25 protein-coding genes are annotated in these 26,317 nt (G+C 36.4%); 12 read left to right on the forward strand and 13 right to left on the reverse strand.

The genetic code is table 11. The features are described from left to right. Nucleotides 1–14: 14 nt before the first annotated feature. From PT603_RS05130 to PT603_RS05155, 6 genes are all read left to right on the forward strand, one after another. A complete protein-coding gene (locus tag PT603_RS05130) occupies nt 15–1,499 on the forward strand; it encodes a S10 family peptidase (RefSeq protein ID WP_008241083.1) in 1,485 nt (494 codons plus the stop codon). Between the two features lie 20 nt (nt 1,500–1,519). Beyond that, on the forward strand, nt 1,520–3,436 hold the full coding sequence (locus PT603_RS05135) for a vWA domain-containing protein (RefSeq protein ID WP_008241084.1): 1,917 nt from the start codon (nt 1,520–1,522) through the stop codon (nt 3,434–3,436). Continuing rightward, nucleotides 3,433–4,677: a dihydroorotase gene (locus PT603_RS05140; RefSeq protein WP_008241085.1), complete on the forward strand. Its 1,245-nt coding sequence runs from the start codon at nt 3,433–3,435 to the stop codon at nt 4,675–4,677. Before PT603_RS05135 ends, PT603_RS05140 begins: the two co-directional genes overlap by 4 nt. Nucleotides 4,678–4,685: 8 nt before the next feature. Continuing rightward, nucleotides 4,686–5,009, forward strand: a complete 324-nt coding sequence (locus PT603_RS05145) for a membrane protein (protein ID WP_008241086.1) — start codon at nt 4,686–4,688, stop codon at nt 5,007–5,009. Nucleotides 5,010–5,015: 6 nt separating this feature from the next. Continuing rightward, nucleotides 5,016–5,675 carry an alpha/beta hydrolase gene (locus PT603_RS05150; protein WP_008241087.1) on the forward strand — a complete coding sequence of 220 codons (660 nt, stop codon included), beginning with the start codon at nt 5,016–5,018 and terminating at the stop codon, nt 5,673–5,675. Nucleotides 5,676–5,755: 80 nt separating this feature from the next. After that, complete coding sequence (locus tag PT603_RS05155) at nt 5,756–6,994, forward strand: ABC transporter permease (RefSeq protein ID WP_008241088.1); 1,239 nt, start codon at nt 5,756–5,758, stop codon at nt 6,992–6,994. A 7-nt stretch (nt 6,995–7,001) separates the two neighbouring features. Here the strand turns inward: PT603_RS05155 and PT603_RS05160 are convergent, their stop codons facing one another. From PT603_RS05160 to rpsF, 4 genes are read right to left on the reverse strand one after another with little or no spacing between them, the layout of a single operon-like run. Continuing rightward, complete coding sequence (locus tag PT603_RS05160) at nt 7,002–7,478, reverse strand: DUF6495 family protein (RefSeq protein ID WP_008241091.1); 477 nt, start codon at nt 7,476–7,478, stop codon at nt 7,002–7,004. Between the two features lie 53 nt (nt 7,479–7,531). Beyond that, on the reverse strand, nt 7,532–7,984 hold the full coding sequence (rplI, locus tag PT603_RS05165) for a 50S ribosomal protein L9 (protein WP_008241092.1): 453 nt from the start codon (nt 7,982–7,984) through the stop codon (nt 7,532–7,534). 15 nt (nt 7,985–7,999) lie between these two features. Then, nucleotides 8,000–8,296 (reverse strand): 30S ribosomal protein S18, encoded by a 297-nt coding sequence (rpsR, locus tag PT603_RS05170; protein WP_008241093.1) that lies wholly within the window; start codon nt 8,294–8,296, stop codon nt 8,000–8,002. Between the two features lie 4 nt (nt 8,297–8,300). Beyond that, a complete protein-coding gene (rpsF, locus tag PT603_RS05175; RefSeq protein WP_008241094.1) occupies nt 8,301–8,639 on the reverse strand; it encodes a 30S ribosomal protein S6 in 339 nt (112 codons plus the stop codon). A gap of 367 nt (nt 8,640–9,006) precedes the next feature. On the opposite strand from rpsF, the gene PT603_RS05180 reads away from it, so the two are divergent. Beyond that, entirely contained in the window at nt 9,007–9,702 is a 696-nt protein-coding gene (locus PT603_RS05180) for a LytR/AlgR family response regulator transcription factor (RefSeq protein ID WP_008241095.1), read from the forward strand. Nucleotide 9,703: 1 nt separating this feature from the next. Here PT603_RS05180 and priA read toward each other — a convergent pair whose 3' ends face one another. From priA to nadC, 3 genes are read right to left on the reverse strand one after another with little or no spacing between them, the layout of a single operon-like run. Next, the gene (priA, locus tag PT603_RS05185; RefSeq protein ID WP_008241097.1) at nt 9,704–12,163 is read right to left on the reverse strand and encodes a replication restart helicase PriA; all 2,460 of its coding nucleotides are present in this window, start codon (nt 12,161–12,163) and stop codon (nt 9,704–9,706) included. Continuing rightward, nucleotides 12,164–13,081 carry a YihY/virulence factor BrkB family protein gene (locus PT603_RS05190; RefSeq protein WP_008241099.1) on the reverse strand — a complete coding sequence of 306 codons (918 nt, stop codon included), beginning with the start codon at nt 13,079–13,081 and terminating at the stop codon, nt 12,164–12,166. A gap of 1 nt (nt 13,082) precedes the next feature. Continuing rightward, nucleotides 13,083–13,940, reverse strand: a complete 858-nt coding sequence (nadC, locus tag PT603_RS05195) for a carboxylating nicotinate-nucleotide diphosphorylase (protein ID WP_008241104.1) — start codon at nt 13,938–13,940, stop codon at nt 13,083–13,085. A 58-nt stretch (nt 13,941–13,998) separates the two neighbouring features. Between nadC and rlmH the strand changes: the two genes are divergently transcribed. Next, the gene (gene rlmH / locus PT603_RS05200) at nt 13,999–14,472 is read left to right on the forward strand and encodes a 23S rRNA (pseudouridine(1915)-N(3))-methyltransferase RlmH (protein ID WP_008241105.1); all 474 of its coding nucleotides are present in this window, start codon (nt 13,999–14,001) and stop codon (nt 14,470–14,472) included. On the opposite strand, the gene PT603_RS05205 is transcribed toward rlmH, so the two are convergent. Further along, a complete protein-coding gene (locus PT603_RS05205; protein WP_008241106.1) occupies nt 14,473–16,017 on the reverse strand; it encodes a hypothetical protein in 1,545 nt (514 codons plus the stop codon). A 152-nt stretch (nt 16,018–16,169) separates the two neighbouring features. Here PT603_RS05205 and PT603_RS05210 point away from each other — a divergent pair, with 152 nt between their 5' ends. Genes PT603_RS05210 through leuB form a run of 4 tightly spaced genes read left to right on the forward strand, consistent with a single transcriptional unit; the run spans nt 16,170 to nt 20,461 of the window. Next, entirely contained in the window at nt 16,170–17,342 is a 1,173-nt protein-coding gene (locus tag PT603_RS05210) for a 2-isopropylmalate synthase (protein ID WP_008241107.1), read from the forward strand. 3 nt (nt 17,343–17,345) lie between these two features. Next, nucleotides 17,346–18,734, forward strand: coding sequence for a 3-isopropylmalate dehydratase large subunit (gene leuC / locus PT603_RS05215; RefSeq protein ID WP_008241108.1), 1,389 nt, complete (start codon nt 17,346–17,348; stop codon nt 18,732–18,734). A gap of 2 nt (nt 18,735–18,736) precedes the next feature. Continuing rightward, a complete protein-coding gene (gene leuD, locus PT603_RS05220) occupies nt 18,737–19,333 on the forward strand; it encodes a 3-isopropylmalate dehydratase small subunit (protein ID WP_008241109.1) in 597 nt (198 codons plus the stop codon). Between the two features lie 9 nt (nt 19,334–19,342). Next, the gene (gene leuB / locus PT603_RS05225; RefSeq protein ID WP_008241110.1) at nt 19,343–20,461 is read left to right on the forward strand and encodes a 3-isopropylmalate dehydrogenase; all 1,119 of its coding nucleotides are present in this window, start codon (nt 19,343–19,345) and stop codon (nt 20,459–20,461) included. Between the two features lie 194 nt (nt 20,462–20,655). Here the strand turns inward: leuB and PT603_RS13750 are convergent, their stop codons facing one another. The 5 genes from PT603_RS13750 to ilvN all read right to left on the reverse strand — a co-directional run bounded on the left by PT603_RS13750 (nt 20,656) and on the right by ilvN (nt 26,314). Then, the gene (locus PT603_RS13750; RefSeq protein WP_008241111.1) at nt 20,656–21,063 is read right to left on the reverse strand and encodes a hypothetical protein; all 408 of its coding nucleotides are present in this window, start codon (nt 21,061–21,063) and stop codon (nt 20,656–20,658) included. A gap of 127 nt (nt 21,064–21,190) precedes the next feature. After that, a complete protein-coding gene (locus PT603_RS05235; protein ID WP_008241112.1) occupies nt 21,191–22,783 on the reverse strand; it encodes an NADP-dependent glyceraldehyde-3-phosphate dehydrogenase in 1,593 nt (530 codons plus the stop codon). A 167-nt stretch (nt 22,784–22,950) separates the two neighbouring features. Continuing rightward, complete coding sequence (gene ilvA, locus PT603_RS05240; RefSeq protein WP_008241114.1) at nt 22,951–24,213, reverse strand: threonine ammonia-lyase IlvA; 1,263 nt, start codon at nt 24,211–24,213, stop codon at nt 22,951–22,953. Nucleotides 24,214–24,265: 52 nt separating this feature from the next. Next, entirely contained in the window at nt 24,266–25,735 is a 1,470-nt protein-coding gene (gene ilvC / locus PT603_RS05245; RefSeq protein WP_008241120.1) for a ketol-acid reductoisomerase, read from the reverse strand. 42 nt (nt 25,736–25,777) lie between these two features. Further along, on the reverse strand, nt 25,778–26,314 hold the full coding sequence (gene ilvN / locus PT603_RS05250; protein ID WP_008241121.1) for an acetolactate synthase small subunit: 537 nt from the start codon (nt 26,312–26,314) through the stop codon (nt 25,778–25,780). Between the last annotated feature and the right edge of the window lie 3 nt (nt 26,315–26,317).

Consider the following 26,317-nt stretch of genomic DNA (forward strand, 5'->3'; position numbering starts at 1 on the left):
ACAAAAACACACTTATGACCACTAAAACTACCTTTGCATTCCTATTTACTCTTATCTCACTACTTTCCTATTCCCAAAAAAGAACCATTCCGGTAGACACCTTAGCTATAACAACTGGACAAGTGTCTATAGGAGGTAAAATAGTCCCCTATAAAGCCTCTGCTGGAATGCAACCTGTGTGGGATGAAAATGGAAATCCTATAGCTTCCCTATTCCATACCTATTATGAGCGCACAGATGTTAAAGATAACTCAGATCGACCTTTGGTCATCTCGTTTAACGGTGGTCCAGGCTCTGCTTCCGTATGGATGCATCTTGCCTATACGGGACCTAAAATTTTAAAAATCGACGACGAAGGCTATCCAGTTCAACCTTATGGTGTAAAAGACAATCCTCATTCTATCCTTGATGTCGCGGACATTGTATATGTAAATCCAGTAAACACGGCTTACTCTAGAACTATACCTGAAAGTGGTAAAGAAGTTGACCGGACTAAATTTTTTGGAGTTAATGCAGATATAAAATACCTGGCAGATTGGATTAACACCTTTGTTTCTAGGAAAAACCGTTGGCGTTCTCCAAAATACCTAATTGGTGAAAGCTATGGAACTACACGCGTTTCTGGATTGGCACTTGAATTACAAAACAGACAATGGATGTACCTCAATGGGGTAATATTAGTTTCTCCAACAGACATGGGTATTGAAAGAAATGGAATTGTAGACATCGCAAATCGCCTACCCTATTTTACAGCCGCGGCCTGGTACCATAAGGTGCTACCGGTTGCGCTCCAACAAAAGGACCTGTTAGAGGTATTAGAAGAATCAGAACAATACGCCATAAATGAACTTTTACCTGCCTTGGCTCTAGGTGGTTTTTTAAATTACGCTAAACGGAACGAGGTAGCGGAGAAAATAGCTTATTATTCTGGATTAGATAAGAAATCAATTCTCCAAAATAATTTAGATATATCCACCTCATTTTTCTGGAAAGATTTACTTCGCAATCAAGGATTCACAATTGGACGTTTAGACTCTCGCTACCTAGGTCTAGATAGAAAACAAGCTGGTGATAGTCCCGACTACAATTCCGAACTTACTTCCTGGTTGCATTCCTTTACTCCTGCAATTAACTACTATATTAGTCAGGAATTAAAATTTAAAACAGACGTAAAATACAATATGTTCGGACCTGTACATCCTTGGGACCGCTCTGGGGATAAAACCGGAGAAAATCTACGTCAAGCAATGGCTCAAAATCCATACCTTAATATCTTAATCCAATCCGGCTATTATGATGGGGCTACTTCCTATTTTGATGCCAAATACACGATGTGGCAATTAGATCCCAGCGGACAATTAAAAGACAGAATGCGATTTGAAGGATATCGAAGTGGACATATGATGTATTTACGGGCTGAGGACCTAAAACTTGCCAATGATCATATTAGGGATTTTATAACAAATACGAACTTTAAGGGAAAATCAGCTAAATATTAATTTTAAATTTAAAATATATAATGCAATTCCAATATCCGGCTCTTTTATGGTCTCTTCTGGCATTGGCTATCCCCATAATTGTACATCTATTTCAACTTCGGAAATTTCAAAAAGTAGCTTTCACCAATATTGCGTTATTAAAAAAGATTAGTTTTCAAACTCGAAAAAGTTCACAACTTAAAAAATGGCTAACCTTACTTTCTCGCTTACTTGCCCTGGGATGTCTCTGTATTGCATTTGCCAAACCATTTAAACCAAATTCCACTGTTTCAAAAGCACCCAACCAGTTGGTAATCTATATTGACAATTCCTTCAGTATGCAAGCACAAGGAGAACGTGGAAATTTAGTACAACAAGCTACTCAAGAAATTATTGGAGCATTGGATGATGATGATAAAATAACCCTTATTACGAATGATAATCAATGGAAAGATGTATCTCTGGGAAGTATCAAAAATGAACTATTAGGAATCCATTTTTCTCCTAATGAACTTCCCTATGAGACAGCCCTTTTAAGAGCTACCTCTTTCATTGAAAATACTACTTCTAGTAAACATCTTTTTTTTATTTCTGATTTTCAAAACAATCACCCTTTACCACCTCAAGAAATTGACAGTACCATAACCTACCATCCCATTCAGCTTCGTCCCAACAAACAAAACAATATAGCTATTGATAGTCTCGCTATTGAAAATGACTTGGAGGATTATACTACTATTTCAGTTTTTATCTCAGCCAGTGAACCTCAGAATAAAGTAACTGTAAGTCTACGAGAAAAAGGCCTACTAAGTTCAAAAACTGCCATAGAACTTACACCGGAAGGAATGGCTACTTTTCAAATACCCTCTCAAACTCAATTTAACGGAAGTGTAAGTATTGAGGATAATTCATTACCTCATGACAACGAACTTTTCTTTTCAATACAACGACCCGATAAAATAAAAGTTATGGCTATCAATGAGGCGGATGATACTTTCTTAAAAAAACTTTATCCTTCTGACGAATTTCTATTAACTACCACAGATTATGCTTCTGTTGATTTTGGTCTCTTGCCAGATCAACATCTACTTATATTAAATGAACTTGAAGCTCTATCTGAAAGTCTAAGGGTGGCCATTCAATCCTTTGTCGATTCTGGAGGAAGCCTTTTGGTTATTCCCAATAAATCTTCCAATACTGATTCTTATAATACGCTGCTTTCAAGTTTTGGATATCGTTATGAATCCCCTAGTAACTCAGCCCAATTGATCACAGAAATAAAAACTTCTCATCCCCTGCTTGATAATGTATTTGAATCGAATGTTTCCAATTTCCAATATCCAAAAGTTAACTCATATTTCCCTTTAAAATCAGGACCAGGAAACCCTTCCATTCTGATGTTTCAAGATCAAACTCCTTTTCTTACCAATTATAACCACGTCTATATTTTTACGGCCTCCATCTCTGAAGAAAATAGTAACTTTAAACAGTCCCCATTAATTGTTCCTATTTTCTATAACATCGCACGACAAAGTCTCCAATTACCAGTACCCTATTACACTATAGGCAGACCTAATGAGATTGAAATCCCGTATGCCATGCAGAGGGATCAAACCTTAGAATTGGTTTCAAAGGAGCTCTCTATCATTCCCTTACAAAGAGCCTACAATACTAAAACTAGAATTACAGTGACAGACGAAATACCACTGGCAGGAACCTATGCACTTGTACATGATAATACCACCCTTGAAAATATAAGTTTTAATTATTCTCGCAATGAGAGTGTTTTGCAATACCATCCTTCACAATCAATTGAGAACTTATCTGGAAAAACATTAAAAGATACATTACTAAGTGTAAAATATGAGGGCAGCATTCAAGGCTATTGGAAATGGTTTGTTATTTTTGCATTGGTATTTCTGGTTATTGAAATGCTTATTCTAAAATATCTTTCATGAAGATTCTCCTTACATCAGCAACCATTATTGATGCCAGTAGTTCGCATCATCTTACTACTCAAGATATTCTAATTGAAAATGGCCAAATACTTAAAATTGGTAATCTAGCTGACCTCCCGGCTGATAAAATCATGTCTGGACTATATGTCTCTCAAGGTTGGTTCGATAGCAGTGTTAGTTTTGGAGAACCAGGCTACGAGGAACGTGAAACACTTGAAAATGGATTACGTACTTCAGCCCTCAGCGGTTTCACAACTGTTGCTGTAAATCCAAATACCAACCCCGTAGCAGATTCCCATGCCGACATTGCTTTTATAAAAGCACAGTCAAAAGAACATGGTGTAACCTTATTACCTATAGGGGCCTTAACTACAGGAAGTCAAGGAGAAGCACTTGCAGAACTCTATGATATGCAAAAGGCAGGCGCTATAGCATTTGGTGATTATAAGAAATCCATCAGCAATGCAAATCTTGTAAAAATAGCGTTACAGTATGCTCAAAATTTCGATGGACTCGTACTATCCTTCCCCAACGACTCAAAAATTGCGGGAAAAGGAATTGTAAATGAACATATCTCATCCACTAAATTAGGATTAAAAGGAATCCCTGCCCTTGCGGAAGTGCTACACGTGGCTCGAGAACTCACCATATTGGAATACACAGGAGGTAAATTACATATTCCTACTATATCCACTAGTGAATCAATTGCCCTTATTTCGAATGCCAAAGCAAAAGGATTAGATGTTAGCTGCAGCGTGGCTATTTCAAATCTATTCTTTGACGATGAGATGCTTGATGGTTTTGATTCACATTACAAACTAATGCCTCCTCTTCGAAATAAAGAACAAGTAGCCGCTCTAAGAGCTGCAGTATTAGACGGCACAATTGACATGGTTACATCCGATCATAATCCACTTAATATTGAGTTAAAACAAGTAGAATTTGACCACGCAGCCTATGGCAGCATTGGATTAGAAAGTGCCTTTGGTGCTTTAAACAGCCTTTTTGGCACCGAAAAGACCATTGAAATACTCACAGCCGGTAAAAAACGTTTCGGATGTGAGGTACATCCGATTGAAGAAGGAAATCAGGCTAATCTAACACTTTTCTTACCTGAAGAATCTTATACCTTTTCAGAAAAGGATATACATTCCACTTCCCTCAATAGTATATTTCTTGGACACACACTGAAAGGAAAGGCTCAAGGAATTATCGCAAAAAATCAACTTATCATTCAGTAATTTATATCATGAATACCGCTTTAGAAGGAAAAACAACTGCACTTGTCAGTTATATTACAATTATCGGCAGTATTATTGCCATCTTTATGAATATTGAATCCAAAAATGAATTTGCACGATTTCATATACGCCAAGCATTTGGCATTCATATCCTATTCTATAGTTTAGGGATATTGGTTACCTATTTTGACAGTTGGTTAGCCTCGATGGGCTTTTATATATTTGTAACGATACTCTGGATTTATGGATTTATTGCTGCCGTACAATTACGTAAGGCAACAGTTCCACTTATTGGGACACATTTTCAAAAATGGTTTACATTCATTCAATAGTTACTTATGAAAACAGCTTCACTTTCGCTTACACATATTATTCGTCCAGCCGATACCTCAATAAAGAACCCAGCTGTACTATTCATGTTTCATGGTTATGGCAGTAATAAGGAAGATTTATTTTCTTTTGCCAGTGAATTGCCTTCCAAATTTTGTATTATTTCAGTAGAGGCGCCTAATGAATTGCAACCCTATGGTTATGCCTGGTATGCGATTCATTTTGATGCGATAGACGGTAAATGGAGTGACGATAACCAAGCAATTGCTTCACGGGATCTTATTGCTAATTTCATTACAGAAGCCTGTAATGAATATCAACTTGATCCAACTAATGTTACCTTACTTGGATTTAGCCAAGGAAGTATATTAAGTTATGCTGTTGCCCTGTCCTATCCAGAAAAAGTAAAGAACGTGATTGCACTTAGTGGCTATATTAATCAGGGTATTTTAAAACCCGAATTTCAATCAAATGACTTTTCTAATTTAGCAGTATATGCCTCTCACGGAAGTGTAGACCAGGTAATACCCGTAGAATGGGCTAGAAAAACTCCCGATTTTCTGGACCAATTTAAAATAAAACATGTGTACGAAGAATTCCCTGTTGGCCATGGAGTAGCTCCTCAGAATTTTTTCTCGTTTAAAAACTGGTTAGAACTTCAAGACTAAGATTTTACAATAGTTAAATTTCCATTCTCTTGTAACTTTCTGAATAAAAAGCATACATATAGCTTATAATTTCAAAGACAATGTGGTTACTCCTTAGAGAAAACATACGTATAGCACTAGATTCGATCAAAAGTCAGCTTTTGCGTACAATATTAACTATTCTAATTATCGCAATTGGTATTACCGCCTTAGTAGGTATTCTAAGTGTGGTAACAGCTCTAAAAAACACCCTATCAAGTGATTTTGCCTCCATGGGAGCTAACACCTTTTCCATTAATCGCTATGACACTAATGTTCGAGCAGCAGGAGGGACAATTGAAAAAATAAATCCCCCCTTATCATATATTGATGCAAAAGAATTTAAGGATGACTACAACTTACCATATGCGCAAACATCCCTATCGTTCACCGCATCAATGGCTACTGAGGTAAAGTATGAAAATCTAAAAACAGATCCAGAGGTAAGTATTTTAGGAGTGGATGATATGTTTTTAACCAATTCAGGCCTTGACTTGTCCGCTGGTCGTGACTTTACTTCTTTTGACATTTCAAACAATATTAATGTCTGTATTGTAGGATCAGATTTCGAAAAGAATCTATTTAAAGATATCAACCCATTAGACAAAACAATTAGTCTTCGAGGTGCTAAATTTAAAGTGATAGGTGTCCTAAAAAGCAAGGGCTCTACCTTTGGAAATAACCAAGATTTAAGAGTACTTATACCTCTTCAATCAGCCAGATCCATATTTACCCAACCTAATGTCAATTATCGCATAAGTGTAAAAGTAAGTGAAAAAGACTTTCTAGAGCAGGCACAAGAGGAAGCAATTCTCACCATGAGAAACATCCGTTCCTTAAGTCCTGTTGAAGAAAATAACTTTGGTATTGAACGCAGCGATGACCTTATTCAACGAATTGGAGCAGCTACAACTGGTATTAATATTGCAGGTTTTCTTATAGGATTGATTACCATTTTCGGTTCTTCCATTGCGCTACTAAACATTATGCTTGTATCTGTAACAGAAAGAACTAAAGAAATTGGTATACGAAAAGCATTAGGCGCTAAAAGAAACGACATATCCTTCCAATTTTTTATGGAAACTATTGTTATTGCACAAATAGGAGGTTTAGTTGGAATCCTATTGGGTATTGGTCTGGGATATGCCATTGCCTCTGCTTTAAGCTTCAAGTTTATAATACCTTGGGGAGCTATTGTCTTAGCGATTTCTATCTCCTTTATTGTAGCTATAATTTCAGGACTATATCCTGCTATAAAAGCTTCCAGATTGGATCCTGTTGAGGCTTTAAGATACGAATAATATATGTTTATTGGTCACCAACCGCGGCAATGATTTGCTGATAGAGCTTTCCATCGGAAATTACAGCTCCTTTAGTAATAAGATCAAAAATATCTAAATTTTTATCCTCCGAATAGTGCTTATTAGCCCTATAAACATGAACCTTTTCACTCGCGAAATGCTGTTCTAGCCACTTAAATCCTTCTTCGGTGTAAAAATCTACAGTGTTATCATCTACCCTCACGGATACCATTTTAAATATTGAATGGTCGGCATGGAAAAGATGTAAGGTGTTTTTTTCAATTTTCTCTAAATAGGTCACCTTACCCAACACACCTTCCCAGATTAAATCGCTAAAAACATCTAACTCTTGTTCCACTATTTGTGGGCTGTTTTCTTTTAAATCACTCCATTGCGCTGCAGTTATTTGTTGGGTGGCCAAAAAGCGGCTAAATTCAAGATGGAGTGCTTCGAATTGTTCTTTTGTAAGACGTGTGTATTTCATAGGAATAAAAAAAGCCCATTCTTTCGAACGGGCTTATATAATAACGTGTAATATTAGTTTACTTCAGCTACAATTTCAAAAGGCAATTCAACAATTACCTCTCTATGTAGACGAACAGAAGCAGTATATTTACCTGTTCTTTTGATTGTTCCACCAGCAATGCTGATGAATTTTCTATCGATTGATTGTCCAGCATTTGCCAAAACATCCGCTAAATCAGCATTACTGATTGAACCAAACAATTTATCTGCACCACCAGTTTTGGCAGTAATTTTAATTTCAAGAGCTTTAATAGCATCTGCTACTTTTTTAGCGTCATCTACTAACTTTTGCTCTTTATAAGCACGTTGCTTTAAGTTTTCCGCCAATACTTTTTTAGCAGAAGGAGTAGCTAAAACAGCCATTCCTTGAGGAATCAAATAATTACGACCGTAACCATTCTTCACTGTTACGATATCATCTTTAAATCCTAAATTCTGTACGTCTTGTTTTAATATAAGTTCCATTGTTGTGCTTTCTTTTTATTTTAACAAATCGCCTACGTATGGCATTAAAGCTAAGTGACGTGCTCTTTTCACAGCAACAGACACTTTACGTTGAAACTTCAATGAAGTTCCGGTTAAACGACGAGGTAAAATTTTACCTTGCTCGTTTACAAACTTCAACAAGAAGTCAGGATCTTTATAATCTATATAAGTAATACCAGCTTTCTTGAAACGGCAGTATTTCTTTGTTTTATTGGTTTCGATGTTTAACGGAGTAAGATATCTGATTTCTCCGTCTTTTTTACCTTTTGCTTGTTGTTCTATTGATGACATACTTTTAGGCTTTTGCGTTTAACTTTGCTCTTCTTCTTTCCGCCCAAGACACGGCATGCTTATCTAACTTAACAGTTAAATAACGCATAATGCGCTCGTCACGTCTGAACTCCACTTCGAAGGCATCAATAGCCTCACCAGCCACTTTAAACTCGAACAGGTGGTAGAATCCACTTTTCTTGTGTTGGATTGGATAGGCCAATTTTTTCAAGCCCCAATCTTCTTTCGATACAAATTCTGCTCCCTTGGCTAGTAAGAAATCTTCAAATTTCTTTACTGTTTCCTTTACCTGAGTCTCAGATAAAACGGGATTTAGAATGAAAACAGTTTCGTAATGATTCATAATAAATAATGTTAATGTATTTTTTTGAGGATGCAAAAGTACACTTTTAACCGATATATGCAAAATAATTAACCATCAAAAAGTGGTCTACAATGCGCCAAAAGTAGAATCAAACACAAATCTATATTTAATTTTTGCCTTTTAGACAAATTAATAGTATTTTTACATCCTATTCTTCCCCCTTACTAGCTAGCACTAGCATTATCTTCAACGATATTTTACTTTATCGATAAACGACCATTTTACATGATGAAATGCTTATTTTTCGGATAAAATACACGGTTTGAGAAACTTTACTTACTTTTTGTTGGTATTTTAACATTTTTTATCTAATATTGTACTCAAAACCCAAACTTAACCTAAAATCATGAAAAGAATTAACTGTATAATTGTCGACGACTCCGCCATCCAAAGGATGGCAGTGGCTAGGCTTATACTGAACAATTCGAGCCTAAACCTGTTAGCTGAATACGGCAATGCTATTGAAGCTAAGAATGGCTTGAAGAACCATCAGGTAGACATCATCTTTCTGGATGTTGAGATGCCTATCATTAATGGATTCGATCTTTTGGAATCCCTCGAGAACCCTCCACAGATTATACTTATAAGTGGTAAAGCTGATTACGCCCTAAAAGCTTTTGATTTTGATGTCACCGACTATCTTCAAAAACCAATTACCCCTGAACGTTTTGATGCAGCAGTAAAAAGAGCTATTGCAAAATACGAACAAATGCACTTCCCTAAGGAGGAAGAAGAACATATATTTGTTAAGAGTAATCTAAAGAAGCGTAAAGTTTTTTTAAGTGAAATTAAGTGGGTAGAAGCCCTTGGTGATTACATTAAATTAGTAACTGATGACGCTAACATAGTAGTTTTATCTACCATGAAAGCTTTTGAAAAAGAACTACCAAGTGATCGCTTTCTTCGCATCCACAAATCCTATATTATAAACCTTGATAAGGTGGAGCGATTTACAAGTAAAACGGTTGAAGTTAAAGGAATGTCAATTCCATTAAGCCGTAATAAGAAAAGTGAACTATCTGACGCGTTGAATAATTTCTAATTTACGCATCTACATTGCATATTAATCGTATTGATCGAAACTGAGGAACTGCCTGAAAGCTGTTTGTTAGTTTCGTCAATACGTTCTTTACCTGTCCTACATTGTAGGATACCGGTATTTTAATCAATATATGTTTTAAATATTCATTCTTTATCCGTGAAACCGGAGGAAATTCTGGTCCTAAAAATTCAATATCTGTTTGCTTCGCAAAAGAGGAACGTAACGCCTTATAAAACCAATCCGCTCCTTCATTTACTCTGTTAAAATCACGCTGCTTAAAGGTCATTCTAATCAAACGATAATAAGGGGGATATTTAAAATTTCTTCGTTCATACAATTGCTCCTTAGAGAAATTTTCATAATCATGCATGGTCACTTGTTGAAGTACCTGATGCAACGGGTTATACGTTTGTATTAAAACCTTCCCTCTCATTTGGGACCGACCTGCTCTCCCGGCAACTTGTAAAAGCAATTGAAAAGTACGCTCATGAGCCCTAAAATCAGGGAAATTGATTAAATTATCAGCATTCATCACTCCCACTAATCGCACCTTTTTAAAGTCAAGACCTTTGGTGACCATTTGAGTTCCTACTAGGATATCAATTTCTTCTTGTTCAAAGGCAGTAATGATTTTTTCATGGCCAAATTTCCCACGTGTAGTGTCTTGATCCATTCGACCAATAGCAGTATCAGGAAACAACTTTTCCAATTCCTTAACCACTTGCTCTGTACCTAATCCTTTAGAGTCAAGTTCTACACTGTGACAAGCAGGACATGTCAAGGGCATGGCCATATGATATCCACAATAGTGACATCGCAGTTGGTTTTTGTATTGGTGATAGGTTAAACTTACATCACAATGTGGACATTGAGGTGAATTACCACAAGTCTTACATTCTATAATTGGAGAATATCCACGTCTGTTTTGAAATAATATTACTTGCTCACCTTGATCTAAGACCTCTCGAATAGCTTCGATTAGGGTATCAGAAAAATGACCAGACATTCGCTTTTTCCTATATTTTTCCTTTAAATCAACCAATGTAATATCGGGTAATAAAATATTACCATATCGTTTGGTTAATACAGTAAGTCCATACTTCCCAGTTATTGCATTGTAATAACTTTCTAAAGAAGGAGACGCACTCCCCAATAAGGCCTTTGCCTGATGCATATGTGCCAATACTAGTGCAGAATCTCGCGCATGATACCGAGGGGCAGGATCAAACTGTTTAAAGGAAGATTCATGCTCTTCATCAATAACTATAAGTCCTAAATTGGAAAAAGGCAAAAATAAAGCCGAACGGGCTCCTAATATAATTTGAGTCTTGGGTGATTGATCCAGCACATTATTCCATAACTCTACACGTTCATGTACAGAATATTTCGAGTGGTAAACACCCACTATATTTCCAAAATAATCTTGAAGTCGTTGAATAAGTTGAGCCGTTAATGCTATCTCGGGTAACAAAAAGAGTATTTGTTTCCCTTCAGCCACCACCTGTTCCATGAGTTTTGCATAAATTTCTGTCTTACCAGCTGCGGTCACTCCATGCAACAATACTATATTTTTGTCTACCCATTGTTCCTTAATGGAATGTAGAGCTTCTTGTTGTGGATCACTTAATGAAAATTGAACAGAGGAATCCCGCTCCTCAAAATTCACCCGATCGCGCTGCTCAGCATAAAGTTCGAGGATATTTTTATCGTGTAGAGCCTGCAAAACAGCCATCGAACCTTTACTACTTTCTATCAGCTCTGAGGCCTTAATACCTTTAAGAGATGACGCCTTCATAGCAAAAAAAGACAGCACCATTTCACGTTGTTTTTTTGCCCTAGTTAAACCATCTAAAGCCTCATTTAATGCCTTGTCATTCTCCATAATAGGATGTAGACGAACAAATTTTACGAGCTTAGGAACATACTTTTCCTGAAGTGTTTCTTCAATATGTATAACCCCTTTACCTAATAGTCGATGAATAACTGATAGTACTTTCTTTGAATCAAGAATTGATCGAAGATCATCAATTTTAAGACTAGATTGGTATTGCAATGCCTCATAGATTAAAAATTCATCATCAGCCAAATCTTCTTCCTTAACAACGGCGTCTGTCTTATGGACACTCGTTTCACTTTCCAATAAAAAAGCACTAGGAATTGCCGCCCGATATACCTCTCCCAAAGCGCACATATAATAAGAAGCGATCCATTCCCAATGCTTTATCTGCATTTGGTTGACAATTGGAGCTTCATCCAAAATATGATCAATTTCCTTTGCCTGATATACAGCTGGTTGTCTGGTATGTATCGAATGAACCAAAGCAGAATACACTTTGGATTTTCCAAAAGGCACAGCTACTCTCATACCAGGTTTTAGAAATCTAGCTTCATCTTCATTTACTTGATACGTAAATAATTTAACTACTGGAATGGGCAATATAACATCTATAAAGTATTCCATTTACAGCACTCGCTTTAGACTATTAAGAGAAGCATTTAATTCAAATCCCAACAATAAAATATTAGAGTTAAGCCATATATAAAGCATAAAAATCAACAGACCTCCAATAGAACCATATAGTTGATTGTATTGTGAAAAATGCTCTATATAAATTCCAAATAGATACGTAGTTAACACAAATAGTATGGTTGTAAGCAATGCACCTGGAGAGAAAAAACTATTCTCCTTACCCTCTGCCGTTCCAAAATAATATAAAATAGCAATGGCTATATAAGTTATAAATAGAAATAATAAAATTTTTCCATAGGTGATAAACCATGCATCTCTGGAAATTCCTTGTTGCTCAAGTAAAGACACAATATACACATCAAATGAAATAAAAATAACAGCTGCCAACAACAATAATAAAGCCATAATGACAGCCACACCTAATGCGATAAAATACTGTTTAATAATATTACGGGTGGTCTTAACATGATATGATATTTCAAACCCTCCAAAAATCGCATTGATTCCGTTAGTCATTAAAAAAATAGACAATACAAAGACAGTAGATAACAACCCTCCTCTCCTATTTTTAGCTATATCTTCGAAAATACTTCCAAAAAAATCGTTTGTTTGTGGAGGCAATAAATTATCTATAAATAACAAAAAATCCGCTTGAAAATTCTCAATTGGAACATAGGGTATCAAATTAAGGATGAACAATAAAAAAGGAAATATAGCCATAAAAAAACTAAAGGAAATGGCACTTGCCCTGTAGGTTAAGGTTCCTTTGATAATACCGATCACATACATTTCCATAAGGTCATACATGGACAGGCCTTCAAAAGTGCGTAACTTAATCCTTTTGAGTATAGTCACAAGCACATTGACTACGGGGATTTTGGCCAATTTTTCTTCTACAGCTACGGACATGCTATATTGCTTTTAAGCTGAGATCCATATTGTGTACCGAATGTGTAAGTGCTCCTGAAGAAATGTAATTTACTCCACATTCCGCATATTTACGTAAAGTGAGCTCATTAATATTACCAGAAGACTCTGTTTGAGTACGATTCCCGATCATTTCCACCGCTTTTCTAGTATCTTCATAGCTGAAATTATCTAGTAATATGCGGTAAATCCCGTCACTTTGAAGAATTTCAGAAACTTCTTCTAAATTTCTAGCCTCCACTATGATTTTAAGGTCTCTACCGAGCGATGTAAGATAAGCTTGCGTTTTACCAATGGCCTGCGTAATCCCTCCAGCAAAATCAATATGATTATCTTTTAACATGATCATATCATATAATGCAAATCGATGATTTTCTCCTCCACCAATTAATACGGCCCATTTTTCCAAAGCCCTGATTCCTGGGGTTGTTTTTCTGGTATCCAACAACTTTGTTGATGTCCCCTCTAACAACTTTACAAACTTTTGAGTTTTAGTTGCAATCGCACTCATCCTTTGCATAGCATTAAGAACCAAACGCTCTGCCTTTAAAATGCTCTGTGAGGAACCCTCTACATATAATACTTCATCGCCATGCTTTACATGAGTTCCATCCGGTATAGCAATTCGTACTTCAAGTTGAGGATCCACATAACGGAATACCATTTCTGCAAATGCAACACCTGCAATAATACCCGTATCCTTCACTAATAGGCGAGCTTGACCTTTTGCTTGAGCTGGAATGCACGCGAGGGAGCTGTGATCACCATCACCCACATCTTCCCGTACGGCGTTTTCGATAATAATCCGTAATTCTTCTTGAAATTGAGCTTGAGAAATCATATAAGGTAGTTTGTTGCTAAAATACTAATTTTGCCTCAAAACCACAGTACTCTTACACATGCAAATCAAACTTATAGCTATCGGTAAAACCGACAACCCTCATCTTCAATCCCTTATTACCGATTATATAAAACGGCTGGGATTTTATTGTAGGTTTGAATTTGAAATCTTACCAGATATTAAAAATGCAAAAAACCTTTCCCAACTACAGCAAAAAGAAAAAGAAGGTGAACTTATTTTAAAAAAATTACAATCCTCCGATGATTTGGTGCTGCTAGACGAACATGGTAAAACTTACTCCTCTATTTCCTATGCCGATTGGATTCAAAAAAAGATGAATGCAGGCACCAAACAATTGATTTTTGTCATTGGAGGACCTTACGGATTTTCGGAGGCTGTTTATGCGCGAGCCAATGGTAAAATTTCATTTTCCTCCATGACATTCTCCCATCAAATGATACGATTATTTTTTGTAGAACAACTCTACAGAGCATTTACCATTCTAAAGAATGAACCATACCATCACCAATAATTAACGTATAAGTTCCTTTGCTTTTTCTTGTATTATTTCAGCTACAGGTCTGTTTTCTATCTTACTTTCTAACCATGAAATGATATCCAAATATAAAAATGCTCTTTTTTCATAAGGGTGATTTTCATACACTTTCAGTCGAGCATGTAATTTTATAAATTCAGATTTTAATTCATGTGGATAAATATTTCCTAGATTTTTTAGGAACTTAATCATTTCCCTTTGTACCTCATGTAGATCATTCATTTTAATTAAAAACTTATAGGTACTTCGCAATTGAACTTCTAAATGATAGTCCATTCCTGCTTCATAATGGGCTACCAGACTAAGAACACGTGCAAAACACATAAGGTCTTCCCTCATGGTAAGATGTTTGTTGTCAATGATCTTTTTCAGGTATTTTATACATGTTTTATTATCGCCAACTCCAAAATACAAACAGGCAATTTTATAATAAAAAACCATGATGTGATGTTCATCAATACGATCATGAGTCTTTTTAATTTTTTGCAATACTTCTTCCACCAATGGCAAGCCTTCTTTAAAACTTCCTTCTAAAAAGTGGAGATTAAATTTATTATTATAACTGTATAAAAGTATTAATGACTGTACGTTATCATTCTTAGGAAAGGCCTCATTGCTAATGGTTTTCTGAAGCTTTTTTAAATATTCTTTAAATTGTGAACGGTACTTTAACAGGTAAAGTGCTTCAAGCAAATAATTATTCCCTTTTAAAAACCATACAGGATTTAAATAAATCATCCTTTCATTTTCATAAAAAAGATCCACCCATTTGGAGGCATATTTATAAGCAGATAGAAAATCCTGAATTAACATGCTATACCAAAGCTGGGTTTTATATAACCAAAGTTTTTCTCTGAAGCCAAGTTCCTCCAATTGAAATTTAGGTAACCTAGCATTATAATACTCCGTAATATATTTTATTTCTTCATCACTTTTCACATAACCGCTCTTGAGTAAAATCCCATAAAGTTGCAGGGAAAGATTAGATAACTTACTGGCAATTACATTCTGCATACTTAATTGTTTAGCCTGCACAGTGAGCTCATCAGCTCTACCACTAATACTACGAGTGATATATTGGGTTTCTATCACCTTTTCGAGTTCTACTATTTCATAGGCAATATTTTTCTCTTCATGTTCAATGGCAATTGCCTTTGCTTTTTCTAATATTTTTAGACTCTGTTTGTATAAACCTTTATGATATAATATAGTGGCGAAATCGAGCTGTTCACGTATCTGAACTCTAATATTTTGATTAACAGGATTTAAACGTAAACTTATTAGTACTTGCTTATAAAGGTGAGCTTTCAGATTGGACAATTGCTGCTTTTTAACAATACCACTTTTTAAAATGACGTCTTCATTATAGTCATCCATCTTATCCATAAGATTAAAAAGTGCCAAAAATTTAGCATCAGCATTCACCCCAAGCCTGTTTACATATAACTTAAACTGTCTTTTTTCTGACTTAGAAAGTGATTTTATCAACACTAACAAACTGTCTTTTGAAGCATTTGTCATCGTATTATATTTACGTATATATTACTGATTATTAATAATTTAAAAAAAATAAAACATTCTTTGATACCGTAAAGGAATAAGAAGCTAAGCACTGTTTCATGGAGTAACAGCTACTTTCGTAGCAAAGAAACAAAATTAGATTAATTATTAACATGAGTGATACTAAAGTACATATCTTTGATACTACACTACGCGATGGAGAGCAGGTTCCAGGATGTAAATTAAACACCGAACAGAAACTTGTCATTGCCCGTCGTCTGGACGATTTAGGGGTAGATGTCATTGAAGCTGGGTTTCCAATTTCAAGCCCTGGAGATTTTACATCTGTTTCAGAAATAGCCAAAATTGTTAAAAATGCTACTGTATGTGGACTCACACGTGCGGTACAAAAGGATATAGAAGTTGCCGCAGAAGCACTCAAGTACGCCGTAAGACCGAGAATCCATACCGGAATTGGTACTTCAGATTCCCATATAAAATACAAGTTTAATGCCACAAGAGAACAAATTATTGAACGAGCTGTGGCCGCAGTAGCATACGCAAAATCTTTTGTGGAAGACGTGGAGTTTTATGCAGAAGATGCAGGTCGTACTGATAATGAATTTCTTGCTAGGGTATGTGAAGCAGTTATTAAAGCAGGTGCAACCGTTTTAAACATTCCGGATACCACTGGTTATTGCCTACCAGAAGAATACGGGGCTAAAATGAAATACCTTAAAGAAAATGTTACCGGGATTGATAAAGCTATTTTATCATGCCATTGCCATAATGATTTGGGATTAGCTACTGCCAACTCCATTGCAGGAGTAATAAATGGTGCCAGACAAATTGAATGTACCATCAACGGAATTGGTGAACGTGCAGGAAACACCTCTTTAGAAGAGGTTGTGATGATTTTACGTCAACATCCATATCTAAATTTAGATACCAACATCAATTCAAAATTACTATACAGTACAAGTAGAATGGTTTCTGAAAGCATGGGTATGCCAGTACAGCCTAACAAGGCAATTGTTGGGGCAAATGCCTTTGCCCACAGTTCAGGTATTCATCAGGATGGTGTCATTAAAAATCGTGAAACATACGAAATAATAGATCCAGCCGATGTAGGAGTTACTGAATCCGCAATTGTCCTTACAGCCAGAAGTGGTCGTGCTGCACTAGCTTATCGTGCCAAAAAAGTAGGTTATGAACTTACCAAACTACAATTAGATACAGTCTATGCAGAATTTCTGAAATTTGCGGATCGCAAAAAAGAAATTCTCGATACTGATATTCATGAAATTATTGAGGTCTGTAATTTAAAATTAACTGCATCAGCCTAATCTATGGAAAAGAAAACCCTATTTGATAAAGTTTGGGATAGCCATGTGGTAACCACCGTACCAAATGGTCCACATGTCCTTTATATTGACAAACATTTAATACATGAAGTTACGAGCCCACAGGCTTTTGATGAATTACAGCAACGCAATATTCCTTTGTTTAGACCAGATCAAATTGTTGCAACAGCCGATCATAACGTTCCTACTCAGGATCAACATCTTCCAATTAAAGATGCTTTATCTAAAAATCAGGTAGAGCAACTAACCAAAAATTGTGAAAAACATGGAGTAACCTTATATGGACTTGGACACCCTTATCAAGGAATAGTGCATGTTATTGCGCCAGAGCTTGGAATCACACAACCAGGAATGACAATGGTATGTGGCGATAGCCACACATCTACCCATGGAGCTTTTGGAACTATTGCTTTTGGAATAGGTACTAGTCAGGTAGCACAAGTATTCGCCAGCCAGTGTTTACTTCTTTCCAAACCAAAAAGTATGAGAATTACCGTCAATGGAAGCTTAAAAAAAGGGGTACTTCCGAAAGATGTAATTCTCTACATCATATCTAAACTAGGCACCAATTCAGGTACTGGATATTTCTGTGAATACGCAGGTGATGTCTTTAAAAATATGAGTATGGAAGGTCGCATGACCGTGTGTAATATGAGCATCGAAATGGGTGCTCGTGGTGGAATGATTGCTCCCGACGAAACTACCTTTGCCTACATTAAGGACCGTGAATTTGCTCCTAAAGGAGCCGATTTCGAATCGAAGGTAGCCTATTGGAAAACACTTCCTACTGACGAAGGAGCTGTTTTTGACAAAGAATATGAATTTGATGCCGCAGATATACTTCCAATGGTAACCTATGGTACAAATCCAGGGATGGGAATAAAGATTAATGATACTATTCCCGACAATATTGGAGATGCTTCATTTGAGAAGGCTCTAGATTACATGGGATTTGAAAAAGGGGAAAGTTTAGTAAATAAAGAAGTCAACTATGTATTTATAGGAAGTTGCACGAATTCTAGAATTGAAGACTTTAGAATTGTAGCGGAGTATATTAAAGGAAAGCAAAAGGCTTCAAATGTGAATGCTTTAATAGTTCCTGGCTCACAGCAGGTAGCCAAACAAATTATTGAAGAAGGTCTAACAACAATTTTTCAAGATGCTGGATTTGAAATCCGTCAACCAGGCTGTTCAGCTTGTTTAGGTATGAATGAAGATAAAGTACCGGCAGGCCAGTACTGTGTATCCACTTCTAATAGGAATTTTGAAGGACGACAAGGGCAAGGCGCAAGAACCATTTTAGCAAGCCCTCTAGTTGCAGCTGCCACCGCAATAGCAGGAAAAATTGTTGATGTAACACAACAAATGAACTAACTATGGAGAAATTTATAAAACTACAGTCGACAGCAGTACCGCTACCTATTGAGAATATTGATACCGATCAAATAATACCTGCTCGTTTTCTTAAAGCGACCAATAAGGTAGGATTTGGAAACAATTTATTTAGAGATTGGCGTTACGACAGTAATGATACGCCCATTAACTCTTTTATTTTGAATGATAACACCTATAGTGGTAGCATTTTAGTAGCAGGAGACAATTTTGGATGTGGAAGTAGCCGTGAACATGCAGCTTGGGCTTTGGCTGATTATGGATTTAAAGTAATTATTTCAAGCTATTTTGCTGATATTTTTAAAGGAAACGCCTTAAATAATGGCTTATTACCCATACAGGTAAGTCCAGAATTCCTAAAAACCATCTTGGCATCCATACAAGAGAATCCAGTTAGTACACTGACCATTGATCTTGAAGCTCAAACATTATGGATAGATGGTAGTAATTTATCTGAATCCTTTGAAATTGACAGTTACAAAAAGCTATGTCTGATTAATGGATATGATGACATTGATTTTCTAATCAGCCAGAAGGAGGCCATTGAAAATTTTGAACAGAAACGTGTAAAATCCCTTTAAGACAATCGTATGAAACTAAAAATAGCAGTTTTGGCAGGTGATGGAATAGGTCCGGAAGTGACTGCACAAGCCATTAAGTCCCTAAAAGCAATCGCAGATGTATATGGGCATAGTTTTGAATTTCAAGAAGCATTAGTAGGTGCCTGCGCAATTGATGCCACAGGAAATCCTCTTCCTAAAGAAACGTTATCCTTATGTGAGCAGAGTGATGCAGTACTTTTTGGTGCCATTGGACATCCTAAATATGACAACGACCCTTCAGCGAAAGTACGTCCTGAACAGGGACTACTTGCATTACGCAAATCTTTGGGACTTTTCACTAATATACGTCCTGTCAAAGCCTACCCAACACTACTAGAAAAGTCACCTTTAAAAAGAGAAATTATAGAAGGAACGGACTTTACGATATACAGAGAACTTACGGGAGGTATTTACTTCGGAGAGAAAAAGTTAAACTCAGAAGGAACTATAGCTTCTGACTTATGCGAATACTCTGAGGGTGAAATTGAACGCATAGCTCACCTTGCATTTAAAGCGGCAAGGCAAAGAAGAAAAAAACTTACGTTAGTAGACAAAGCCAATGTTCTGGAAACTTCACGTTTATGGAGAAAAGTAGTTACCCAGCTTGGTAAAAGTTATGAGGATGTAACCCTTGACTATTTATTTGTGGATAATGCTGCCATGCAAATGATTCTGAATCCAAGTCAATTTGATGTTATCCTAACTGAAAATATGTTTGGAGATATTATTTCAGATGAAGGTAGCGTTATTGGCGGGTCAATTGGCCTATTAGCCTCTGCATCTGTAGGCGAAGGAAGTGCTATGTTTGAACCAATTCACGGTTCATACCCGCAAGCCACAGGAAAGAATATTGCTAATCCTATAGCATCGATTTTAAGTGCTGCCATGCTTCTGGAACATTTTGGCTTAAAGGAAGAAGCGCAAACTATTCAAAGTGCCGTAGAATTTGCATTAGAGAAAAATGTGGTAACTACAGATTTACACCAAGAGAGCACCTATGGTACTATACAGGTAGGTGATTTTATTGCACATTGTATCGCAGAAACTGATTCAATCAGTGCTGTAAATCATGAAAATATAAATGTTGGTCAATCAACCATCATTTAGTAATTAGTTAGTTTAGAATTTAGAGTTCATTAAAAAGCCACACCCTAGGTGTGGCTTTTTAGCTATAAGTACCTTTCAAAACATATGTACCTATAATACTTATGTAAATGAAATTAAATTCTTATGATTTTCCTATCTCAATGCTCCTTGATCATCTAATAGAAAACAGTCCTTACTGATACTAGACCATCAAATTACAAAGGAGATCCTACAGGTATATCACAGCGATGTCCTGGTTGCCCATGTGGTGGATTAGTTCCTGGAGCCACATTTCCTGTATTCTGAGGAACCTGTGTTTGAATTTGGGCTGGGGTTGTAGTTGTACTACTTGGTTGTCCATTTAATGGTGATCCCACTGGAATATCACAACGATGTCCTGGTTGCCCATGTGGTGGATTAACGGCTGCTGTAGTAGTATTCGTATTTCCAGTAGGAACCGTTTGGTTAGGCTGAATCCCAAAGGTTTTTACCTGATTTTCAGGTTCATTATATCCTTCTATCTGTTTTGATGAAGCTTGTTTCTCTGAAAAAGAAAAGTAGCCTACGGCACCTATTGCGACAACAGCTCCTATAAGCATCCATTGTTTTCCTTTTATTCTCATAATCATTCAGTTTGGTTTGTGATTCATACAAATGTAATGAAAATTTTGTAAGAATGGTATTGCGCAAAACTGTTAAAGCCTCCCATCGATATGTATAGGAGGCTTTACTTTGTCATTTATAGACTGTTTACAAAATGTAATCAGTACTCATAAAATTAGAAACTTTTGTTTTTAAGAGATTCTCAAGGATCTGATTATTATACGCATTGTCCTTAGAGGCTACAAAGGTTCTAATAGAAAAAGACCTCAATGCATCATGAACACTTAAGGTAGCCACTGCCGAATCCTTACGACCTGTAAAAGGGAATACATCTGGACCACGTTGACAGGCACTGTTTAAATTAACACGACATACAAGATTCACTAAGGTGTCAATTAAGGGTGATAACTCATACACATCTTTACCAAAAAGGCTCACCTGTTGACCATAATTGGAGTCTGCAATTTCATCTAACAATACTTGGATATCATTAAATGGTTTTACCGGAATAACAGGACCGAATTGTTCTTCTTGATACACATGCATTTCTTTGGTTACTGGGAACAAAACTGCTGGAAATATAAAATTATCGGTTCTTTCGCCCCCTCTTTTATTGAGAATTTTCGCCCCTTTTGCTAAAGCATCATCTATTAATTCTTGAATATATTCTGGTTTATCTGGTTCTGGCAGGGGAGTCAATTTAACCCCTTCTTCCCATGGATTTCCAAACTTCATGGCATCCACACGTGCTGTAAACTGTTCCAAAAATGTATCTTGAATTTGCTCATGAACATGTACAAGTTTTAATGCAGTACATCGCTGTCCATTAAATGATAGTGTTCCAGTTATACATTCATCAATGGTAAGATTCATATCAGCATCTGGAAGGACCACTGCAGGGTTTTTAGCCTCTAGACCTAAAACCAATCGCAAACGATTTTTATTTGGATGTTGATCCTGTAAGGCAATCGCTGATTTACTATTTCCTATTAAAGCCAATACATCTATTCGACCCGACTTCATAATGGGTGCAGCTACCTCTCTACCCCTACCATAAATAATGTTTACTACTCCTTTTGGAAAACTAGACCGAAAGGCCTCCAATAAAGGTGAAATTAATAAAACACCATGTTTAGCAGGTTTAAATATGGCAGTATTTCCCATAATTAAGGCTGGAATAAGCAAGGCAAAGGTTTCATTTAGTGGATAATTATAAGGACCCAGGCAAAGAACGACCCCTAGTGGACCACGTCTAATATGCGCATAAACCCCGTCTCTTTTAGAAAATTTAGCACTATCTCTATCTAACTGTTTATATTCTTCAATGGTGTCATATATATATTCTACAGTTCTATCAAATTCCTTTTGAGAATCACCTAGAGTTTTACCAATTTCCCACATGAGTAATTTTACAACTACTTCTCTTTGAGACTCCATTTGTTTGACAAATTTCTCCATACATTCAATGCGGTCAGCTACTTTCATCGTAGGCCACAAACCCTGTCCTTTATGATACGCATCGCAAGCGGAGGTTAAAGCTTCTAAGGCTTCATTCTCCCCCATAGAAGGAATGCTTCCCAATAAAGTAGGTTGGTACGATTCTGTTGAAGAAATCGAAGAATATACGTTTGTTGTTGTGCCTGTCCAAGGCTTTAATTGTCCATTTACAAGATAGGTGTTTTGATGTAAAGGCTCTTTAATTTGGTAGGCTTCAGGCACCTGTACTTGAAGTGTGCTCATTTAAAAAGTTTTTCTCGGTTAGTAATTTTTTCTTTTTCATAGCCTTCTTTCAAAGACATGTTAAATTTACAAAACTATGAGGTGATGACTTCATTAAAAAATTAATAAATCTGTTTCATATACATTGAGAATCCTAAGATGTGTGATAATCTGTTGGTATCGTTTGTTTATACTAAAAACTGAAACAAATCCGGTTTATTATTGAGATAATCACCGTAAAAATTGCGTTTTTTCATACGCTCCACCAAGGGAGCTAAATCTGCTTCGGTTTTTAATTCTATTCCTACCACAGCCGGACCATTTTCTCTATTGTGCTTTTTAGAATATTCAAAATGAGTAATATCATCATTAGGTCCTAAAATTTCAGCGACAAACTCCTTTAGTGCACCAGCTCTTTGAGGAAAGCGAACAATAAAATAATGCTTTAAATTAGCATGTAATAAAGCACGCTCTTTAATTTCAGCAGTACGCGTGATATCATTATTACTTCCACTAACAACACAGACAACATTCTTACCCTTTATCTCATCCTTAAATTGATCTAAAGCTGATAAAGTTAAGGCTCCAGCAGGTTCAACTACAATAGCATCCTTATTATATAACTCAAGGATCGTTTGACATACCTTTCCTTCAGACACTGTAATCATAGCATCTAAATGTTGCTGACAAATTGCAAATGTTTTATCGCCAACTCGTTGAACAGCGGCCCCATCGACAAATTTTTCAATCTGTGGCAATTCCACCGGTTCTCCATACAAAAAAGCTTTTTGCATAGATGGTGCGCCTTCAGGCTCCACTCCTATGACTTTAGTAGTTGGAGAAATTAATTTAATAACCGAAGAAACACCAGAGGCCAATCCCCCTCCACCTACAGGAACAAATATATAATCAATAGTCTCGGATGACTGCGATAGAATTTCCAAGGCTACAGTTGCTTGCCCTTCAATAACTTTCTCATCATCAAAGGGATGCACAAATGTTTTTTGTTCCGCCTGACAATTGATCATCGCTGCTTTGTATGAATCATCAAATGTATCTCCTTTCAAAACAATAGACACAAATGATTCTCCAAACATTTCTACCTGCTCAACTTTTTGTTTTGGAGTTGGGGAAGGCATGTAAATGGTTCCTTGAATTCCTAAAAGTTTACAGGATAAAGCAACACCTTGGGCATGATTTCCTGCACTGGCACAAACAATTCCTCGCTGTTTTTCTTCTTCTGTTAATGTACTTATTTTATTATAAGCACCTCTAATTTTGTACGAACGTACCAATTGTAAATCCTCCCGTTTGAGCATAATGTTAGAATGAAACGCTTTGGAATAGGTTAAACTATTCATTAAGGGAGTCACCGCAACCACTCCTTGAAGCGTATTTGCAGCGCGTTTCACATGCTCTAAGTGAGGTACATACAGGTCTTTAGTTTTCATAGCAATTTATCCGACTAATTCACTCGGGAGGTTTACAATCAGTTAATTCAGTTTAAACAATCTTTATCATGGCAGTCATTGATTCTCGTAACCAAGCTCCAACTTCCTCAATTGGATGATTACGAATGGCCGCATTAACAGCAATTAATCCTTGATTATCTACTGCATTATCCTTTGAAAATGGTTTTCCTATTACTTGAGTAGATACATTTTCCATGAATTCTTTTAAAAGTGGCTTACAGGCATGATCAAACAGATAACAACCATATTCTGCTGTATCAGAAATCACACGATTCATTTCGAACAATTTTTTACGTGCAATGGTATTAGCAATTAAGGGTGTTTCATGTAATGATTCATAATAGGCTGACTCTTCAATAATCCCCGCTTCAGTCATGGTTTCAAAAGCTAATTCTACACCTGATTTTACGAATGCTACCATTAAAGTTGCATTGTCAAAGTACTCTTGTTCTGGTAGTGATTCAGATAAGGCTTCTGTCTTCTCAAATGCAGTTTCACCTGTAGCTTTTCGCCAAGTGAGCAAGTTGATATCATCATTGGCCCAGTCTTCCATCATAGTTTTCGAAAAATGTCCACTCATAATATCATCCATATGCTTTTGAAATAATGGACGTAAAATTGTTTTTAGTTCTTCAGAAAGACGAAAGGCCTCTATTTTAGCAGGATTGGATAGACGATCCATCATATGAGTTATTCCTCCATGCTTTAAAGCCTCTGTTATAACTTCCCATCCGTATTGGATTAAACGAGCTGCGTAGGCCGGAGCTACACCATTTGCTACCATTTTATCAAAGGAAAGGATAGAACCTGTTTGCAACAAACCACAAAGAATAGTTTGCTCTCCCATTAAATCTGATTTCACCTCGGCCACAAAAGAAGAACGCAATACACCTGCACGATGTCCGCCAGTGGCTACTGCATATGCTTTAGCCTGATCTAGCCCTTTTCCCTCCGGATCATTCTCCGGGTGTACCGCAATAAGAGTTGGAACTCCAAATCCTCTTTTATACTCTTCCCTTACTTCTGAACCTGGGCATTTAGGTGCCACCATTATAACGGTTAAATCTTTTCGAATTTGCATTCCTTCCTCTACAATATTAAACCCATGAGAATAGGATAAAGTAGCACCATTCTTCATTAATGGCATGATTGCATTAACAACCTGAGTATGTTGCTTGTCAGGGGTTAAATTACACACTAAATCTGCTTGTGGAATTAATTCTTCATAGGTTCCAACAGCAAATCCATTGCTTATTGCATTTTGAAAAGAGGCTCTTTTTTCAGCGATAGCTTCCGATCGTAATGCATAGGATATATCGAGTCCACTATCACGCATGTTAAGCCCTTGATTAAGCCCTTGAGCTCCACAACCTACAATAACTACTTTTTTTCCTTTAAGGACATCAATGCCATTAGCAAACTCAGAGGCTTCCATAAACTCACAAACACCTAGCTGATTTAATTGCTCTCGTAAGGATAGGGTATTAAAATAATTCGTCATTTCTATTTAATTAAACTTTATTATTAGATTTTTTAATGTGCTTTATACTTCTTCAGCTTCTTGAAACTCACGTAACATTGCTGAAATCTTCATTTCTGCCTTAGAAACTGAAATACGCCCTGATCGGACAAACTGCATAATTCCAAATGGCTTCAATTGTTGATATAATTCTTCGATTTCATTACGTCTACCAGATTTTGAAATCACAAAAAAGTCGCGAGAAACGGTCACTATTGTTGCATTACTTACTTTTATAATATTCTGGATTTGACGTTCATCGAACAATAAATGAGAGGCTATTTTAAACAAGGCACTTTCTTGAAAAATAGTTTCCTCATCTGTATGATAAAAAGCTTTTATTACTTCTATCTGCTTCTCAATTTGTCCAACAATATTCTTTACCCAGTGTTCAGTTGTATTTACCACAATGACAAACCGTGACACATTTTCTATTTCTGAACTTGACACATTTAGACTTTCTATATTTATATGTCTCTTCAAAAAAATACCAGAGATTCTATTGAGTAATCCTACATTGTTTTCTGAATAAACTGAAATGGTATATGTTCTGTTTTCCATTCT

This window comes from Imtechella halotolerans (assembly GCF_028743515.2).
Classification (GTDB): domain Bacteria; phylum Bacteroidota; class Bacteroidia; order Flavobacteriales; family Flavobacteriaceae; genus Imtechella; species Imtechella halotolerans.